Annotated in this window: 18 protein-coding genes; 8 read left to right on the forward strand and 10 right to left on the reverse strand. The window is 61.5% G+C overall.

Going from position 1 to position 17692, the window contains the following annotated elements; all coding sequences use genetic code 11:
* Positions 1-117 precede the first annotated feature (117 nt).
* The 3 genes from glpR to C3F42_RS23880 all read right to left on the reverse strand — a co-directional run bounded on the left by glpR (position 118) and on the right by C3F42_RS23880 (position 3415).
* Positions 118-873 carry a DNA-binding transcriptional repressor GlpR gene (glpR, locus tag C3F42_RS23870; RefSeq protein WP_023629017.1) on the reverse strand — a complete coding sequence of 252 codons (756 nt, stop codon included), beginning with the start codon at positions 871-873 and terminating at the stop codon, positions 118-120.
* A 113-nt stretch (positions 874-986) separates the two neighbouring features.
* Entirely contained in the window at positions 987-2486 is a 1500-nt protein-coding gene (gene glpK / locus C3F42_RS23875) for a glycerol kinase GlpK (protein WP_023629018.1), read from the reverse strand.
* A gap of 77 nt (positions 2487-2563) precedes the next feature.
* Positions 2564-3415 carry an MIP/aquaporin family protein gene (locus C3F42_RS23880; RefSeq protein ID WP_104444991.1) on the reverse strand — a complete coding sequence of 284 codons (852 nt, stop codon included), beginning with the start codon at positions 3413-3415 and terminating at the stop codon, positions 2564-2566.
* 305 nt (positions 3416-3720) lie between these two features.
* Between C3F42_RS23880 and ybaK the strand changes: the two genes are divergently transcribed.
* Positions 3721-4191, forward strand: coding sequence for a Cys-tRNA(Pro) deacylase (gene ybaK / locus C3F42_RS23885; protein ID WP_023629020.1), 471 nt, complete (start codon positions 3721-3723; stop codon positions 4189-4191).
* Positions 4192-4289: 98 nt separating this feature from the next.
* On the forward strand, positions 4290-5069 hold the full coding sequence (locus C3F42_RS23890; protein WP_104444992.1) for a PhzF family phenazine biosynthesis protein: 780 nt from the start codon (positions 4290-4292) through the stop codon (positions 5067-5069).
* Between the two features lie 85 nt (positions 5070-5154).
* Here the strand turns inward: C3F42_RS23890 and C3F42_RS23895 are convergent, their stop codons facing one another.
* Positions 5155-6264: an ABC transporter ATP-binding protein gene (locus C3F42_RS23895; protein WP_023629021.1), complete on the reverse strand. Its 1110-nt coding sequence runs from the start codon at positions 6262-6264 to the stop codon at positions 5155-5157.
* On the reverse strand, positions 6261-7181 hold the full coding sequence (argF, locus tag C3F42_RS23900; RefSeq protein ID WP_104444993.1) for an ornithine carbamoyltransferase: 921 nt from the start codon (positions 7179-7181) through the stop codon (positions 6261-6263). Before argF ends, C3F42_RS23895 begins: the two co-directional genes overlap by 4 nt.
* Positions 7182-7545: 364 nt before the next feature.
* Here argF and C3F42_RS23905 point away from each other — a divergent pair, with 364 nt between their 5' ends.
* On the forward strand, positions 7546-9654 hold the full coding sequence (locus C3F42_RS23905) for a molybdopterin oxidoreductase family protein (protein WP_104444994.1): 2109 nt from the start codon (positions 7546-7548) through the stop codon (positions 9652-9654).
* A 91-nt stretch (positions 9655-9745) separates the two neighbouring features.
* Positions 9746-10081 carry a Grx4 family monothiol glutaredoxin gene (gene grxD / locus C3F42_RS23910; RefSeq protein ID WP_031314504.1) on the forward strand — a complete coding sequence of 112 codons (336 nt, stop codon included), beginning with the start codon at positions 9746-9748 and terminating at the stop codon, positions 10079-10081.
* Between the two features lie 70 nt (positions 10082-10151).
* Here grxD and bfr read toward each other — a convergent pair whose 3' ends face one another.
* Positions 10152-10625, reverse strand: a complete 474-nt coding sequence (bfr, locus tag C3F42_RS23915) for a bacterioferritin (protein WP_023629026.1) — start codon at positions 10623-10625, stop codon at positions 10152-10154.
* A 200-nt stretch (positions 10626-10825) separates the two neighbouring features.
* Positions 10826-11047: a bacterioferritin-associated ferredoxin gene (locus C3F42_RS23920; protein ID WP_038706663.1), complete on the reverse strand. Its 222-nt coding sequence runs from the start codon at positions 11045-11047 to the stop codon at positions 10826-10828.
* Positions 11048-11260: 213 nt separating this feature from the next.
* Here C3F42_RS23920 and C3F42_RS23925 point away from each other — a divergent pair, with 213 nt between their 5' ends.
* Positions 11261-11863 carry a peroxiredoxin gene (locus C3F42_RS23925; RefSeq protein WP_023629028.1) on the forward strand — a complete coding sequence of 201 codons (603 nt, stop codon included), beginning with the start codon at positions 11261-11263 and terminating at the stop codon, positions 11861-11863.
* A gap of 135 nt (positions 11864-11998) precedes the next feature.
* Here the strand turns inward: C3F42_RS23925 and rnt are convergent, their stop codons facing one another.
* Positions 11999-12610, reverse strand: a complete 612-nt coding sequence (rnt, locus tag C3F42_RS23930) for a ribonuclease T (RefSeq protein WP_236661015.1) — start codon at positions 12608-12610, stop codon at positions 11999-12001.
* 59 nt (positions 12611-12669) lie between these two features.
* Positions 12670-13716, reverse strand: a complete 1047-nt coding sequence (gene pyrC / locus C3F42_RS23935; RefSeq protein ID WP_038706662.1) for a dihydroorotase — start codon at positions 13714-13716, stop codon at positions 12670-12672.
* 130 nt (positions 13717-13846) lie between these two features.
* Between pyrC and C3F42_RS23940 the strand changes: the two genes are divergently transcribed.
* Both C3F42_RS23940 and C3F42_RS23945 read left to right on the forward strand, forming a co-directional pair.
* Entirely contained in the window at positions 13847-14827 is a 981-nt protein-coding gene (locus C3F42_RS23940; RefSeq protein WP_094012396.1) for an OmpA family protein, read from the forward strand.
* Between the two features lie 128 nt (positions 14828-14955).
* Positions 14956-16173, forward strand: a complete 1218-nt coding sequence (locus C3F42_RS23945; protein WP_023630754.1) for an argininosuccinate synthase — start codon at positions 14956-14958, stop codon at positions 16171-16173.
* A 44-nt stretch (positions 16174-16217) separates the two neighbouring features.
* On the opposite strand, the gene C3F42_RS23950 is transcribed toward C3F42_RS23945, so the two are convergent.
* Positions 16218-16679, reverse strand: a complete 462-nt coding sequence (locus tag C3F42_RS23950; RefSeq protein WP_023630755.1) for a hypothetical protein — start codon at positions 16677-16679, stop codon at positions 16218-16220.
* A 372-nt stretch (positions 16680-17051) separates the two neighbouring features.
* Here C3F42_RS23950 and C3F42_RS23955 point away from each other — a divergent pair, with 372 nt between their 5' ends.
* Positions 17052-17678 carry a response regulator transcription factor gene (locus C3F42_RS23955; protein WP_023630756.1) on the forward strand — a complete coding sequence of 209 codons (627 nt, stop codon included), beginning with the start codon at positions 17052-17054 and terminating at the stop codon, positions 17676-17678.
* Positions 17679-17692: the final 14 nt, after the last annotated feature.

Here is a 17692-nt window from a genome sequence, read left to right on the forward strand (position 1 = left end):
TGACAGGGAAATGAACATTTTCGAAAAGGCAGGGTGATCGATTTGCAAGGCAGGAAGAACAAGCGCCGCCAGGACGGTGCTCGACCCGACGGCTTCCAATAGGCGAGGCGGGCGGTCTCAAACCACGTCGAGGCGAATCTTGTACTGGTTGAGCAACTGGGTCAGGGCCGGGGAAGGTGCCTGGTCGGTCACCAGGCAGTCGACCAGGCTGATCGAGCCCAGGCGAACCATGGCATTGCGTCCGAACTTGCTTGAGTCCGCCGCCAGCAGCACCTGGCGGGCATTGGCGATGATGGCCTGGGATACCCGCACTTCCTGGTAGTCGAAGTCCAGCAGGCTGCCGTCCTCGTCAATGCCGCTGATGCCGACCACGGCGAAATCGACCTTGAACTGATTAATGAAGTCGACGCTTGCCTGGCCAACCACGCCACCGTCGCGGCGTACCGTGCCGCCGGCCACCAGCACTTCGAAGTCGTCCTTGGCCGCCAGGATCGCCGCCACGTGCAGGTTGTTGGTGATGACTTTCAGGTGATTGTGGTTGAGCAGGGCGCGGGCGATGGATTCGGTGGTGGTGCCGATGTTGATGAACAGCGAGGCATGGTCGGGAATCTGCCGGGCCACGGCGTCTGCGATGCGTTGCTTCTCGTCGCGCATCTGGTCTGCGCGCATGGCGTAGGCGGTGTTCTCGATGCTCGAGTCGTAAGCGGCCCCACCATGGTAGCGGCGCAGCAGGTTGGCTTCGGCGAGCTGGTTGATATCGCGGCGGATGGTCTGTGGGGTGACGACGAACAGCTGCGCCATTTCCTCGATGCTGACATAGCCGCGTTCGCGGACGAGCTCGAGAATTTGTTGTTGGCGTGGGGGCAGATTCATGGGCGGTCCTTTTGGGCAGCCGGACAAATTCTGCAATGATGCCGCAGGAAGGGGATGGCGACCAGTAGGCCGTTGCTCAGTCGGGGCCGCGCAGCGGCCCCGACTTCATGGCTTCAGGCGTCGTGATCTTCCCAGTCGCGGGTGCGATCCACGGCCTTGCGCCAGCCCTTGTACAGCTTCTCTTTGGCTGACTCATCCAACTGCGGGCTGAACTCGCGCTCGATGATCGCCTTGTCGCGCAGCTCGTCCAGGCCGCTCCAGAAACCGCAGGCCAGGCCCGCCAGGTAGGCTGCGCCCAGTGCTGTGGTTTCGCGCATTTTCGGACGCTCGACGCAGGTGCCGAGAATGTCGGCCTGGAACTGCATGAGGAAGTTGTTGGCTACCGCGCCACCGTCCACGCGCAGTTCGGACAGGCGCTGGCCGCAGTCCTGCTGCATGGCGTCGAGCACGTCGCGGGTCTGGTAGGCGATCGACTCGAGGGCGGCACGGATGATGTGGTCGACCTTGACGCCACGGGTCAGGCCGAACAGCGCGCCCCGGGCGTACGGGTCCCAGTAGGGCGCGCCCAGGCCGGTGAAGGCTGGCACCAGGTAGACGCCGTTGCTGTCCTTGACCTTGCTGGCGAAGTACTCGGTGTCGTAGGCGTCGTTGACGATCTTCAGTTCGTCGCGCAGCCACTGCACGGTGGAGCCACCGTTGAAGACCGCGCCCTCAAGGGCGTAGGCCACTTCGCCACGCGGGCCGCAGGCGATGGTGGTGAGCAGGCCGTGGGACGATTGCACCGCCTTGTCGCCGGTGTTCATCAGCAGGAAGCAGCCCGTGCCGTAGGTGTTCTTGGCCTGGCCGGGCTCCACGCACATCTGGCCGAACAGCGCCGATTGCTGGTCACCGGCGATACCGGCGATGGCAATTCCGCTCTTGGTGTGGCCATAGACTTCGGACGACGGGCGAACCTCGGGCAGCATCTGGCTTGGGATGCCGAGGATATCGAGGAGCTTTTCGTCCCATTGCAGGCTGTGGATGTTGAACATCAGCGTGCGCGAGGCGTTGGTGTAGTCGGTGACATGCACCTTGCCGCCGGAGAATTTCCAGATCAGCCAGGTATCGATGGTGCCGAACAGCAGCTCGCCACGCTCGGCGCGTTCGCGCACGCCCTCGACGTTATCGAGGATCCACTTGAGCTTGGTGCCGGAGAAGTACGGGTCGGTGACCAGGCCGGTTGCCTCGCGGATATATTGCTCATGGCCGTCGCGCTTGAGCTGAGCGCAGATCTCGGTGCTGCGCCGGCATTGCCAGACGATGGCGTTGTACACCGGGCGCCCGGTTTCCTTGTCCCAGACGACGGTGGTCTCGCGCTGGTTGGTGATGCCGATGGCGGCGACCTGGGCGTGGCTGATGCCGGCCTGGGCCAGGGCCTCGACCATGGTCGCGCTCTGGGTGGCGAAGATTTCCATCGGGTCGTGCTCGACCCAGCCCGCCTGTGGGTAGTGCTGGGCGAATTCACGCTGCGAGGTGCCCACCACGTTGGCGTCGCGATCGAAGATGATGGCGCGCGAACTGGTGGTGCCCTGGTCCAGGGCGATGATGTAGTTCTTGTCCAGGGTATCGGTCATGTCGGTGGCCTTGCACGAATAGGGGGTAGTTCAGGGCGTGGCGGGCGCCGGGTGTCAGCCCGGGCCCGGCGTTGGCATCAGGAAACCTGGGTGTCGCCCTGAGGATTATCGTCTGTCTGTTGGGCCGCGGCTTGTATCGTCGGCAAATTGCGGGCGATCAGCCCGCGGTACAGAACCGCGCCCAGGCTGGCGCCGAGGATTGGCGCGAACACCGGCACCAGGAAATACGGAATATCGCGCCCGCCGGTGAAGGCAATTTCGCCCCAGCCGGCCAGGAAGGTCATCAGTTTAGGCCCGAAATCGCGCGCCGGGTTCATCGCAAACCCGGTCAGCGGGCCCATTGCGCTGCCGATCACGGCGATCAGCAGGCCGATCAGCAGGGGCGCGGTGGCGCCACGGGGCAGGCCGTTGTTGTCGTCGGTCAGGGCCATGATCACGGACATCAGGATGGCGGTGATGATCACTTCGACCAGGAACGCCTGGCCGGTGGATAGCGCCGGGTGCGGATAGGTGGAGAACACCGAGGCCAGTTCGAGGCTGGCCTGGCTGCCGCGCAACATGGCGTGGCTTTGTTCGAAATCGAAGAACAGATTGCTGTACAGGAAGTACACCAACGCGGCGCCGCAGAATGCGCCGCACACCTGGGCGAGCATGTAGAACGGCAGCTTGCGCTTGTCGAAGCCGGCGAACACGGCCAGCGCGATGCTGACCGCCGGGTTCAGGTGCGCGCCGGACACACCGGCAGTGAGGTAGATCGCCATGCTCACGCCGACCCCCCAGATGATGCTTATTTCCCACAGGCCGAAGCTGGCCCCGGCGACCTTGAGCGCGGCAACACAGCCGGTACCGAAGAAGATGAGCAGGGCAGTGCCGAGGAATTCGGCCAGGCACTGGGCGGATAGCGTGGGTTGTCGTAGAGCAGTCGTCATGTATGACCTCGGTTCTTGTTGTTGTGAGGCGCTGGGCGCTCGACAGCAAAAAGCCCGGAGTCGATCCCCATTGACGCCGGGCGGGTACAGGAAGCGCACCTTATAGGTGCACCATTTATTCATAAACGAAAAAATATAGACAAGAAACGCTGATGTCAAAGGTCGAAAATGAACGTTCAGCCACATTCTGACTGCCGTGCCGCGCGGTGAACCCACGGCCGCTGCTCTAGCCTGGGTCCTGCGCTGGCTGCCCCGGCGGATTTACCCTAAAGTACCGGGCGACTTGTGATCGCCTGGAGCCGTTGATGACCCCCGCCCTGGACCTATTGAAAAAGGCGCGTGCCGAACACCGCGTGCACAGCTACGAACATGATCCGAAATCCGCATCGTACGGTCTGGAGGCTGCGGAAAAGCTCGGCCTTGACCCATTGCGCGTGTTCAAGACGCTGCTCGCCAGCAGCGAAAAAGGTGAGCTGCTGGTGGCAGTGGTGCCGGTGGGTGGAACGCTCGATCTGAAGGCGTTGGCCCATGCGGCCGGCGTGAAGAAATGCGAAATGGCCGACCCCCAGGCTGCCCAGCGCGCCACGGGCTACCTGGTTGGCGGGATCAGCCCGCTGGGACAAAAGAAGCGCCTGCGCACTTTCATCGATCAATCCGCGCAACAACATGAAACGATTCATGTTAGCGCTGGCCGCCGCGGCCTGGAGGTGGAACTCGCCGCAGCAGTGCTCGCTGCCCATACCCAGGCACAGTTCGCCGAGATCGGCCGTGGCTGATCATCTGTACTGATTCAAATTCCACGACTCTGTCACTGTTCGGTCCAGGCGCCTTGCTCCATGCTCGTGGCCTTTGCGCCCTACACAGGAGTCGTGGCATGCAACTGCATTTTCACCAGGTCGATGCGTTCAGTGACCGGCCCTTCGCCGGCAATCCGGCCATGGTCTACCACCTGGAACAGTGGCTCGACGATGCGCTGATGCAGCAGATCGCCGCCGAGCACAACCTCGCCGAAACTGCGTTCGTGGTCGCTGAAGGAGAGGGCTACCGGATTCGCTGGTTCACCCCCACAACCGAAGTGCCGCTGTGCGGTCATGCCACCCTCGCCTGTGCCCATGTTCTGTTCGAGGTCTATGGTGAGCAGAAGCCTCGTCTGGACTTTCAAAGCCTGTCCGGTCCATTGAGCGTGGCGCGTGAAGGGGGCCGCCTGTGGCTCGATTTCCCGCGCATTGATCCTCAGCCCATGGCTGAGTCGGTGGCCGTGGCCGAGGCGCTGGGGTGCGGGGTACAGGAGGTTTACCAGACCAAGGAGCTGCTGGTTGTACTGGCTTCTGAGCAAGCCGTGCGTGCCTGTGCGCCAGACATGGTGGCGTTGGCAAGACTGCCGGGTTTGGGCGTAATCGTAACGGCGCCTGGTGAAGAGCACGATTTCGTGTCGCGCTATTTTGCACCGAGTATCGGAATCCCCGAGGATCCTGTCACCGGTTCGATTCACTGCTCGCTCATTCCTTACTGGGCGGCACGCCTTGGCAGGTCGCAATTGCACGCGTTCCAGCTCTCCGCACGTGGTGGGGAGCTGTTCTGCCGACTGGAGGGGCAGCGGGTGAAGATTGGTGGGCAGGCCCGGTTGGTAGCCTCTGGCACCTTGGTGCTGTGATTCAAGCCGTTCGCGAAGCAAGTCCGCTTCCGCACCGTTGTAGCGGTATGCGAAAGCGGGCATGCCCCATAATGCTTGTCAAATCCTACAGCGCCGAGCTGATGCGCCGCACACCGCTCTCCTGGCGCGTCAGCTGCGCGGCAACGCTGCCGGGCACCGCGAACAACACCAGGTGTTCGGCCGCCACTGCAATACCGACCTGTTGGCCGAGCGGGTGGTCGTTGTGGCTGGGGAAGATCGCTTCAAGCTGGCTGCCGGTGGGAAGCTGCAGGCGGTACAAGGTTGAAGCGCCAAGGAAACTCTTGCCGATTATCTGCGCTCGCAACGTGCTGTCTGGAGCGTGGATGATGTCGTCAGGGCGCAGCAACACGTCCACCGAACTGCCGGGTGCCATGGTGTAGGCTCGGTTGCCGCGAAGCTCGCCGAGTTCGGTGCTTACTGCTTCGTGGCTGCTCATCTGGCCACGAATGAAGTAGCCCTGGCCGATGAAGCTGGCGACGAACGGGGTCTGCGGTTCGTGGTAGAGGTTGTAGGGCGTGTCCCACTGCTCCAGGCGCCCCTCCTTGAACACCCCTACGTGATCGCTGACGGCAAAGGCTTCTTCCTGGTCGTGGGTGACCAGGATGGCGCTGGTGCCTCGGCTCTTGAGAATATCACGGACCTCATGGCTCAAGCGTCGGCGCAGCTCCACGTCGAGGTTGGAGAACGGCTCGTCAAGCAACAGCAACTGTGGCTCCGGCGCAAGCGCCCGGGCCAGTGCCACGCGTTGCTGCTGGCCACCCGACAGTTCGTGCGGGTAACGCCCGCCGAGGCCGGCCAGCTTGACTAGTTCGAGCATCTCCTCGACCACCATAGCCTGGCGCGGATGCTTGGCGATGCCGAAGGCGATGTTCTGTGCGACGGTCAGATGGGGAAACAGTGCGTAGTCCTGGAACACCATGCCGATCCGGCGTTTCTCTGGAGCCAGGGTAAAGCCGGCGCGGGAGATGACCTCGCCTCCCAGCTGGATCTCGCCCTCGTGCACCGGCTCGAACCCTGCGATGGCGCGCAGCGTGGTGGTCTTGCCGCAACCGGACGACCCTAGCAGGCAACCGATGTCGCCCGCGTTGAGGTGCAGGTTGAGGTTCTGGACGATGCGCTGCGCGCCATAGCCGCAGGCCAGGTTGCGCAGGTTGAGCAGTAGCTGTTGACTCATGCGTGGTGGTAAGCCGGTTCTACAAGAAATTCCAGAAGGGCCTTCTGCGCATGCAGGCGGTTCTCAGCTTCGTCCCAGGCGACCGAGCGGGGGTCATCGAGCAGGTCCTGGCTGATTTCCTCGCCACGGTGGGCGGGCAGGCAATGCATGAACAGGGCGTCGGGTGCCGCCAGGTCGAGCAGTTCGCGGGTGACCTGGTAAGGCGCGAAATGCGCCAGGCGGCGTGCAGTTTCCTCTTCCTGGCCCATGGAAGTCCAGACATCCGTGGTTACCAGGTGGGCGCCGCGCACGGCTTCCTTCGGATCACAGATGATCTGCACGCGGTCGCCGCCCAATTGCAGGAAGCGCGGATCGGGCTCGTAGCCTTCAGGGCAAGTGATGCGCAATTGGAAATCGAACTGCACGGCAGCTTCGATATAAGAGTTGCACATGTTGAAGCCGTCGCCGACCCAGGCCACGGTCTTGCCCTGGATCGCGCCACGGTGCTCGAAGAAGGTCTGCATGTCTGCCAGCAACTGGCAGGGGTGCGATTCGTCGGACAGGCCATTGATGACCGGCACCTTCGAATTGGCGGCGAATTCGGTGAGCGTGCTGTGGGCGTGCGTGCGGATCATGACCACATCCACCATGCTCGACAGCACGATGGCGCTGTCGGCGATCGGCTCGCCGCGGCCCAGCTGGGTGTCGCGCGGCGACAGGAAGATCGCCTGGCCGCCAAGCTGGATCATGCCCGCTTCGAACGATACCCGGGTACGGGTCGAGGATTTCTCGAAGATCATCCCCAGCACGCGGTTCTTCAACGGCTCGAACAGCACGCCTCGTTTACGCAGGTCCTTCAGCTCGATGCCGCGACGGATCACGCCGAGCAATTCGTCAGCGGTGAAATCCAGCAGGGAGAGAAAGTGCCTAGCGCTCATGATTGACTACCTTATCTGCAACGTTTTGCAGGTCGACCGTATGGGTTTTGTTGACAACGGGAGTGACCTGCGGCGTAAGCCGCACGGGGCGGACGGAATAGGGAAAGGCGCAATACTATAATTAAATGTCGCCTTAAACCAAGAGGGGAAACAGCGCCTCTGTGTCAAAGGGTGTCGTAAGCCTTTGGCGAGCAGCTGTTTTTTATTTGCTACAGAGGTTGTACACGGCTTACCTCGATTTTGGCAAATTCATCGTCGCGAATCGTCGGCCTGATGTCGCCCGATTCATGCCGCGAAGCGCGCTGGCAAGCCCGGTTGGTGCGGCGCATAGTCGAACCTCCAGAACAACAAGGCAGAGGCGGCCATGACCAAGACCCTGCATCACCGAGCCTGTCACCTGTGCGAGGCCATTTGTGGCCTGAACATCGAAATCACCCATGAGGCAGAGGGACCGCCGCGGATCAGCTCGATCAAGGGCGATCCGCAGGATCCGTTCAGCCGCGGCCACATCTGCCCCAAGGCGGTCGCCCTGCAGGATATCCAGGAAGACCCTGACCGCCTGCGCCAGCCTCATCGGCGCATCGGTGACCAGTGGCAGGCGATCGGCTGGGACGAGGCCTTCGCCTTCGCCGCAGAGCGGCTGTGGGCGGTGCAGCAAGCCCATGGACGTAACGCAGTGGCGGTCTACCAGGGCAACCCCAGCGTGCACAACTATGGTTTGATGACCCACAGCAACTACTTCCTCGGCCTGCTCAAGACCCGCAACCGCTTCTCGGCCACCTCGGTGGACCAGCTGCCGCAGCACCTGACCAGCCACCTGATGTACGGCCATGGCCTGTTGTTGCCTATTCCGGACATTGACCACACGCAGTTCATGCTGATTCTTGGCGGCAATCCCCTGGCTTCCAATGGCAGCATCATGACCGTCCCCGATGTGGAAAAACGCCTGAAGGCACTCAAGGCCAGGGGCGGGCAGTTGGTGGTGGTGGATCCGCGGCGCAGCGAGACGGCGTTACTGGCCGATCGGCACCTGTTCATTCGCCCCGGTGGCGACGCAGCGCTGTTGTGTGGTCTGTTGCATACCCTGTTCGCCGAGGGCCTGGCCCGTGGTTCGCACCTGCCGATCAATGGCCTGGAGCAGGTGCGCGAGGCGATCCTGCCGTTCGATGCCGCCAGCATGAGCGCGTTGTGCGGCATCCCGGCCGAGGAAATCCGCCGATTGGCGCGGGACTTCGCCGCCGCCGACAAAGCGGTGTGCTATGGCCGGATGGGGGTATCGACCCAGGCCTTCGGCTCGTTGTGCCACTGGCTGGTGCAATTGATCAACCTGGTCACCGGCAACCTTGATCGGGTTGGCGGTGCGTTATGCACCGAGCCGGCGGTCGATCTGGTCGCCAGCACCTCGGGTGGCCACTTCGACCAGTGGCGCAGCCGCGTCTCGGGGTTGCCCGAATATGCTGGTGAGCTACCGGTCTCGGCCTTGGCCGAGGAGATCCTCGAGCCCGGTGACGGGCAGGTACGGGCGTTGGTGACCGTGGCCGGCAACCCGGTGCTGTCCACGCCCAACGGGCGGCGTCTGGACGAGGCCTTGGCCGGCCTGGAGTTCATGCTCAGCATCGACCTCTACATCAACGAAACCACGCGTCATGCTGACCTGATCCTGCCCTCCACCTCGGCGCTGGAGAATGACCACTACGATTCCACCTTCAACTTGCTGGCGGTACGCAACGTCACCCGCTTCAACCGGGCGATCCTGCCCAAACCGGAGGGGGCGCTGCATGACTGGGAGATTTTCGTAGGCCTGGCCGAGGCCTTTGCCCAGCGTGCGCAGGTCGAGCTCAAGGCGACCCTGCCACCGGCACGGATGATCGACTTTGCCTTGCGCAAGGGCCCCTATGGTGACGAGTCGTCCTGGAAGCTTTCCCTGCAGATGCTCGATGAGCACCCCCACGGCTTGGATCTAGGGCCGCTGGGTGCCAACCTGGCGGTACGCTTGCGCACGGTTGGCGGCAAAGTCGAAGCCGCACCGGCGGTACTGCTCGGTGACCTGCAGCGTCTGGCCCGGCAGGCAGCGCCGACGGCAGGCCAGTTGTTGCTGATCGGCCGCCGCCACGTGCGCAGCAACAATTCGTGGATGCACAACTATCATCGGCTGGTCAAAGGCAAACCGCGGCATCATCTGCTGATGCATCCGGATGATCTGCTCCACCGCCAGTTGCAAGACGGGCAGATGGTGCGGATCCGCTCACGCACGGGCGTGATCGAAGTGCCTGTCCAAGCTAGCGAGGAGATGATGCCAGGGGTGGTCAGCCTGCCCCACGGCTACGGTCACGGGCGCCAGGGCGCGCGCTTGCAGGTGGCCGGTGCACAGCCGGGCGTGAGTGCCAATGACCTGACCGACGAGCACTTGCGTGATGGCGTATCCGGCAACGCCGCCCTCAATGGCGTACCTGTGCAAGTGGAGGCCGCCTGAGCATCGGCAAGGCCGAGCACGCCGCTCGGCTTTCCGATACAATGCGTCACCGTGCCGACGACCCAGTCGGAAAGTTCAGCCGAGGTGCTTCATGGATATCATCGATACAATCAAAGAGCAGATCGCCAACAACACCATTCTGCTTTACATGAAAGGTTCGCCGAATGCCCCGCAGTGCGGCTTCTCGGCCAAGGCTTCGCAAGCCGTGATGGGGTGTGGCGAGAAGTTCGCTTATGTCGACATCCTGCAGAACCCGGAAATCCGCGCCAACCTGCCCAAGTACGCCAACTGGCCTACCTTCCCGCAACTGTGGGTGGCGGGTGAGCTGGTCGGCGGCAGCGACATCATGATCGAGATGTTCGAAAATGGTGAACTGCAGACCCTGATCAAGGATGCGGCCGCCAAGGCCAAGGCTTCCGAGGCCTGATTCCGGCGTTCCTTGCCAGGATGCAAAAGCCCCGCAATAGCGGGGCTTTTTGTTGTCGTCGGTCTTGCAGTTACTCTTCGCCCATCTGCGACTGCAGGTAGTTCTCGATAGTGATCTTGTCGATCAGGCCCAGTTGAGTCTCCAGCCAGTCGATGTGCTCTTCCTGGTCCTCGAGGATGTCCTCGAGCACGTCGCGCGAACCGAAGTCGCCAGCGGTTTCGCAATGGGCGATGGCGGCTTTCAGGTCGACGTGAGCCTTTTTCTCGAGCTTCAGGTCGCACTCGAGCATCTCTTTGGTGTGCTCGCCAATCATGAGCTTGCCCAGGTCCTGGACGTTGGGAATACCTTCGAGAAAGAGGATGCGCTTGATCAGCTTGTCTGCATCCTTCATCGCCTGGATGGACTCTTTGTACTCGAGTTTACCGATCCGATTCAGGCCCCAATCTTCGTACATGCGCGCATGCAGGAAGTACTGGTTGATTGCGACCAGCTCGTTTCCGAGGACCTTGTTGAGATGCTGGATGACGCTTACGTCGCCTTTCATGATGGGGTCTGACCTGTAGAAGTTGAGCCAATGCAAACAAGTTTGAGCCTCGCAACTATCTGTGTCAAACCTAAGTGATTGAATAATAAATGAAAATTAATCGGAATAAGAATGTTTGTGAAGCGCGTTCGAGCGCTAACTTATTGAATTGCAGGCATAAAAAACCGGACACTAGGTCCGGTTCTTCGAATTTGGGGGAATTACGCCGCGTTGAATTCAACGGGGTAGGGCAGGGCGGCCTGCTGGCTCAGTTGCAGCTCGGTGAGGGTTTCGCGTACCACCTGCTTGGCGAGGCAGGCGCATTTGCCGCATTGGCTGGCAACACTGGTGGCGGCTCGAACTTCCTTGTAGCTGCAGCATCCTTCGTAGATCGCATCGCGGATCTGTCCGTCGGTGACACCGACACAAAGACACACATACATAAAGGCTGACCATCGCAGGTTGATTCGATGGGTTGGAGAGTAATAGTAATGAGAATGGTTGTCAAAACACTTTGTGTAAGGCCCGCGCCAGAGCGACCGATGGTAGAGATTCGGCCTGTCACGCAAAGCTGTGTATGATGGTCAGCCTTTGTTGGATCCGGGGGAACGCGTTCCGCCCGGACAAGGTTTTCCCCCCTCATCAGGAGAGATCGAATGAGCGTACTCGTTGGCAAACAAGCCCCGGACTTCACCGTTCCAGCCGTGCTGGGCAACGGCGAAATCGTCGACAGCTTCAACCTGGCCTCGGCCATCAAGGGCAAGTATGGCCTGGTGTTCTTCTACCCGCTGGACTTCACCTTCGTCTGCCCGTCCGAGCTGATCGCTCTGGACAACCGCATCCCTGACTTCCAGGCGCGCAACGTTGAAGTGATCGGCGTGTCGATCGACTCGCACTTCACCCACAACGCCTGGCGCAATACCCCGGTCAACAATGGCGGCATCGGCCAGGTCAAGTACACCCTGGCGGCTGACATGACCCACGAAATCTGCAAGGCCTACGACGTCGAGTCCGAAGGCGGTGTGGCCTTCCGTGGCGCCTTCCTGATCGACACCAATGGTGTTGTCCGCTCGCAGATCGTCAACGACCTGCCGCTGGGCCGCAACATGGACGAGCTGCTGCGCTTGGTCGACGCCCTGCAATTCCACGAAGAGCACGGCGAAGTCTGCCCGGCCAACTGGAAGAAAGGCGACAAGGGCATGAACGCTTCGCCGGAAGGCGTCGCGGCTTACCTGAGCGAGAACGCTGGCAAGCTGTAATTTGCCAAGTGCATAAAAAACCGGCCCTGGTGGCCGGTTTTTTTTTGCCTCAAGTTTCAAGCTGCACGCTACAAGTGAAAAGCACGGCGCATGCAGACAGCTCTTTCTTGTCGCTTGAAGCTTGTGGCTCGCAGCTCAATCGTCGAAATCGCGCCAGCCGCCCATCTCTTTCCAGCGATTGACGATGCCGCAGAACAGCTCTGCAGTCTTCTCGGTGTCGTAACGCGCCGAATGCGCCTCACGGCCGTCGAAGTCGATGTCCGCGCTCTGGCAAGCTCGGGCCAGCACGGTCTGGCCGTAGGCGAGGCCGGCGAGGGTGGCGGTGTCGAAGCTGGAGAACGGGTGGAACGGGTTGCGCTTGATATCGTTGCGCGCCACCGCAGCATTGAGGAAACCCAGGTCGAAGCTGCTGTTGTGCCCCACCAGGATCGCCCGCTTGCAGCCATTGGCTTTCAGCGCCTTGCGCACGCCGCGGAAAATATCGGTCAGCGCGCTTTCCTCGCTCACCGCCATGCGCAGCGGGTGATCGAGCTTGATGCCGGTGAACTCCAGCGCGGCGGCCTCGATATTGGCTCCCTCGAACGGTTCGACCCGATGGAAGTAGGTGTGCTCGGGGAACAGGAAGCCCTTTTCATCCATGCCGATGGTGACGGCGGCAATCTCCAGCAGCGCGTCGGTAGCGCTGTTGAAGCCACCGGTCTCGACATCCACCACCACAGGCAGGTAGCCGCGGAAACGCTCGGCCATCGGATGGCGCGAGCCGCTGCTGACCTGGCTGTCCTGGTCGTCTTCGTAAAGATCTTCGCTCACGCGTGGTCCTCCTGCAGGCGCCAGCGCAGTGTTTCACCAGCGCGCAGGGGAATGACGGTGGTGTCACCGAAGGGCAGGCTGTCCGGCGCGGTCCATTGCTCACGCACCAGGGTGATGGTGTCGGTATTGCGCGCCAGGCCGTAGAAATCAGGGCCATGCTTGCTGGCGAAGCCTTCGAGCTTGTCCAGGGCGTTACGCTGCTCGAACGCCTCGGCATACAACTCGATGGCGGCATAGGCGGTATAGCAGCCGGCGCAGCCGCAGGCGGCTTCCTTGGCATGCTTGGCGTGAGGCGCTGAGTCGGTACCGAGGAAGAACTTCGGGTTGCCGCTGGTCGCGGCATCCAGCAACGCAACCTGGTGGGTGTTGCGCTTGAGGATCGGCAGGCAATAGAAATGCGGGCGGATACCGCCGACCAACATGTGGTTGCGGTTGTACAGCAGGTGCTGGGCGGTGATGGTGGCACCGACATTGGCCGGCGCCTCGGTGACGAACTGCGCGGCGTCGCTGGTGGTGATGTGTTCGAACACCACTTTCAGGGTCGGGAAACGCTCGACCAGGCGGCGCATGTGCTCGTCGATGAAGCGCTTCTCGCGGTCGAACACGTCGATCTCACTGCGCGTTACCTCACCGTGCACCAGCAAGGGCATGCCGGTTTCGGCCAGTGCCTCGATTGCCGGCAGGATGTTGTCGATGCTGGTCACGCCCGAATCGGAGTTGGTGGTCGCGCCGGCCGGGTACAGCTTGGCGGCGTACACGATCCCGCTGGCCTTCGCGGCGCGGATGTCTTCCGGGCTGGTGCGGTCGGTAAGATACAGCACCATCAGTGGCTCGAAGCGGCTGCCGGCGGGGCGTGCGGCAAGGATGCGCTGGCGGTAGGCGTCGGCCTCGCCGGCGTTGCGCACCGGCGGAACCAGGTTGGGCATGATGATGGCGCGGGCGAAGGTGCGCGCCACGTCACCAACGGTGTGAGGCAGGACGGCACCATCGCGCAGATGGATGTGCCAGTCGTCGGGGCGCAGGAGGGTCAGGCGATCGGACATTGGAGATTCCAGGCGGGTCGAACTCAGAAGCCAATGCTACCGGAAAACCCCTGTTCGAGCACGGCTATCAAGTTTTCCGACAGGCGTCCGATAGCATTCAGGTAAGCCGTCAGAATCAGTGGAGCCGACCGTGCGCCAGCGTTACCTAGCCCTGTTCACCCTTGTCGCCAGCCTGCCGGCCGGGGCCATGACCTTCCAGACCCGCGTGGAGAACGTCGCCTGGAAAGTCGAGGGTGACCAGTTCGAATGTCGCCTGATCCAGCCGATCGACGGTTTCGGCAGCGGCGAGTTCGTGCGCCGTGCCGGCGAACAACCGACGTTCCAGCTACGTTCGGACAGCAATGTCCTCGGCGCAGGGTCAGCCACCTTGCTGGCCGCCGCGGCCCCCTGGCAGCCAGGGCGGGGCGATATCAACCTCGGTGCGGTGCACATGGCCCGCACTGGCGTGTTGTTCACCTCCAGCCAAGGGCAAGCCAGCCGCCTGATCAATGGCCTGCTCGATGGGCGCAGCACGGTGGTGCGCAACTACCGGGGCGAGGGTGGCCGGCCGATGCAAGTGCAGGTAATGCCCGTCAGCTTCGCCAAGGCCTACAGCGACTACCAACTGTGCGCCGCCAAGCTGCTGCCGATGAACTATGACCAGATCCGCCAGACCCAGGTTGGTTTCCCCGGAGGCGGGATCGAACTGGACAGCTCGGCGCGTGCGCGCCTGGATGTGCTGCTCGATTATTTGAAGGCCGATCCGACGGTCAATCACATCGAGCTCAACGGCCACTCCGACAACAGCGGCAACCGCCTGACCAACCGCGACACCTCGCGTCGACGGGCGTTGGCGGTTGCCGACTACCTCAAGGCCCATGGCGTGCCGGAAGAGCAGATCACCGTGCGCTTCCACGGCGAGCGCTATCCGCTGGCCAAGAATAACTCTGCCGCCAATCGGGCGCGTAACCGCCGGGTGAACATCCAGCTCGAGCGCGTGACACCGGTCGAGAAACCGCTGGAGAAACCGGCGCCACCGGTTGCGCCGGCGGCCCCGGCACCCGCGGCTACCTCACCTGCGCCTGCGACGCCTGCGGCCGCTTCCGCCCAGCCCGCTCCAGCGAAATCCTGAGTGCGACAGCGGGTCGCGCTCTCGACAATTCCTGTCGCTTTGTCGTCACAAGCTGTCGCCCCATTGTAAATTTTTCGGCAAGGCCGGTAGAATCATCGGCTTTCCGTACAACCCCGTGGAGTGATGGCATGGCGGACGTAAAAAAGGTCGTATTGGCGTATTCCGGCGGCCTTGATACTTCGGTGATTCTCAAGTGGCTGCAGGACACCTACAACTGTGAAGTGGTGACCTTCACCGCTGACCTCGGCCAGGGCGAGGAGGTCGAGCCGGCCCGCGCCAAGGCCCAGGCGATGGGCGTGAAAGAAATCTACATCGACGACCTGCGCGAAGAGTTCGTGCGTGATTTCGTCTTCCCGATGTTCCGCGCCAACACCGTCTACGAAGGCGAGTACCTGCTCGGTACTTCCATCGCCCGCCCGCTGATCGCCAAGCGCCTGATCGAAATCGCCAACGAAACCGGCGCCGACGCCATTTCCCACGGTGCTACCGGCAAGGGCAACGACCAGGTGCGTTTCGAACTGGGTGCCTATGCGCTCAAGCCTGGCGTCAAGGTCATCGCGCCATGGCGTGAGTGGGACCTGCTGTCCCGCGAGAAGCTGATGGACTACGCCGAGAAGCATGGCATTCCGATCGAGCGCCACGGCAAGAAGAAGTCGCCGTACTCGATGGACGCCAACCTGCTGCACATCTCCTACGAAGGCGGTGTCCTGGAAGATACCTGGACCGAGCACGAGGAAGACATGTGGAAATGGAGCGTCTCTCCGGAGAACGCCCCGGACCAGGCCACCTACATCGAACTGACCTACCGCAACGGTGACATCGTCGCCATCGACGGCGTCGAGAAGACCCCGGCCACCGTGCTGGCCGACCTCAACCGCATTGGCGGCGCCAATGGCATCGGTCGCCTGGACATCGTCGAGAACCGCTATGTCGGCATGAAGTCGCGCGGTTGTTACGAGACCCCGGGCGGCACCATCATGCTCAAGGCTCACCGCGCCATCGAGTCGATCACCCTGGATCGCGAAGTCGCTCACCTGAAGGATGAGCTGATGCCCAAGTACGCCAGCCTGATCTACACCGGCTACTGGTGGAGCCCGGAGCGTCTGATGCTGCAGCAGATGATCGATGCCTCGCAGCTCAACGTGAATGGTGTTGTCCGCCTGAAGCTGTACAAAGGCAATGTCACCGTCGTGGGTCGCAAGTCGGACGATTCGCTGTTCGATGCCAACATCGCGACCTTCGAGGAAGACGGCGGGGCTTACAATCAGGCTGATGCCGCAGGCTTCATCAAGCTCAATGCATTGCGTATGCGCATCGCGGCCAACAAGGGTCGTTCGCTGCTGTAAGCCGCCTCGAGCATAAGAAAAAACCCGGCCTAGGCCGGGTTTTTTCATGCCTGGGTTTTTGCCTGGGTGGCGGTCGTGGCCTCTTCATCCGGCATGGGCGCGGCTGAGAGATGGATGCAGGTGCGCGTATCCAGGTTATACAGCACCCAGCGTCGTTGTCGCCCGTGTGGGCGGTCGATCATTCGCAGTACATGGGTTTCGATGATCTTCTGACTGTCCGCTCCGGAAATGGCGATGATCATTGCGCCTTTGCTCTCTGCCACAGGTGTGCGTACAGGCTTGCCGGCACTGTTGGCATTGCTGTCTGGTACAAACAGCGAGCGAGTGTTGAAGTTGAGGGTGAGGAAGAACAGTACGGTGAGAAAAAACGGGAAGCCCACCAGGAACCAGGTATACAGGGTCTGGCTGTCTTCGCTGAGGAACGGGAGTGATGCCAGGGCAGACGCTTCGATCACGCCGGCAAAGACAGCGATAAGGGTCAACGGACTGATGGGGTCGCGGTTCATGATGAGGGCCTGGTGATGCTTTGCCCATCTGTAGCGCGTTTTCCCCCGCGGATTAAGCGTGCCTTGTTTCCCTCCCAGGCCACGGCGCAGCTTCAACACCTACCATTTATCCAGTATGTACAGTCGAATTTTCCCGCATGAAGTATGACTCAATATCACTTGGATCCAATTATGCCGACTGTTACTTTCTGATTCGTTGCGACGAACCTCTATCTATTACATTTTGTGAAATTGGCAGTGTGTAGGAAGAATCTCCATTAATTGTAGGCCGCTTCTTTCGGTGAATTTACCAGGGAAACCGCTGCATAAATAATCGTTATGCTCGGGTGTGGTGGTCTATCGAACTAAAAATAACGTATCAATGGGAATCGCATGAATAAAGTGCTGATCGTGGATGATCACCCGGTCATTCGCCTGGCCGTACGCATGCTGATGGAACGGCATGGCTACGAAGTGGTGGCGGAGAGTGACAATGGTGTAGACGCCCTGCAACTGACGCGGGAGTATCTGCCGGATATTGTCATTCTGGATATCGGGATCCCCAAACTGGATGGGCTGGAAGTGATTGCGCGGATGACGCTGGCGAGCCCCGCGAGCAAGGTACTGGTACTGACTTCCCAGGCCCCTGGGCACTTCTCGATGCGCTGCATGCAAGCGGGTGCAGCAGGTTATGTGTGCAAGCAACAGGAGTTGACCGAGCTGCTCAGTGCCATCAAGGCCGTGCTGTCCGGCTACAGCTATTTCCCCAATCAGGCATTGCACAAGGGGCGCTCGGGTACGGGAGGCGCCACGGAAATGGAGATGGTCGAGCGGCTTTCCGGCCGGGAGATGATGGTGCTGCAACAACTGGCACGAGGCAAAAGCAACAAGGAAATCGCCGACAGCATGTTCCTCAGCAACAAGACGGTCAGTACCTACAAGACGCGCCTGCTCCTCAAGTTGAATGCGCGCTCGTTGGTGGATCTGATCGAACTCGCACAGCGCCATGGGCTGGCCTGACCCCTATTGAAAAA

Origin of the sequence: Pseudomonas sp. PONIH3, from assembly GCF_002934345.1 — a bacterium.
GTDB lineage: Bacteria > Pseudomonadota > Gammaproteobacteria > Pseudomonadales > Pseudomonadaceae > Aquipseudomonas > Aquipseudomonas soli.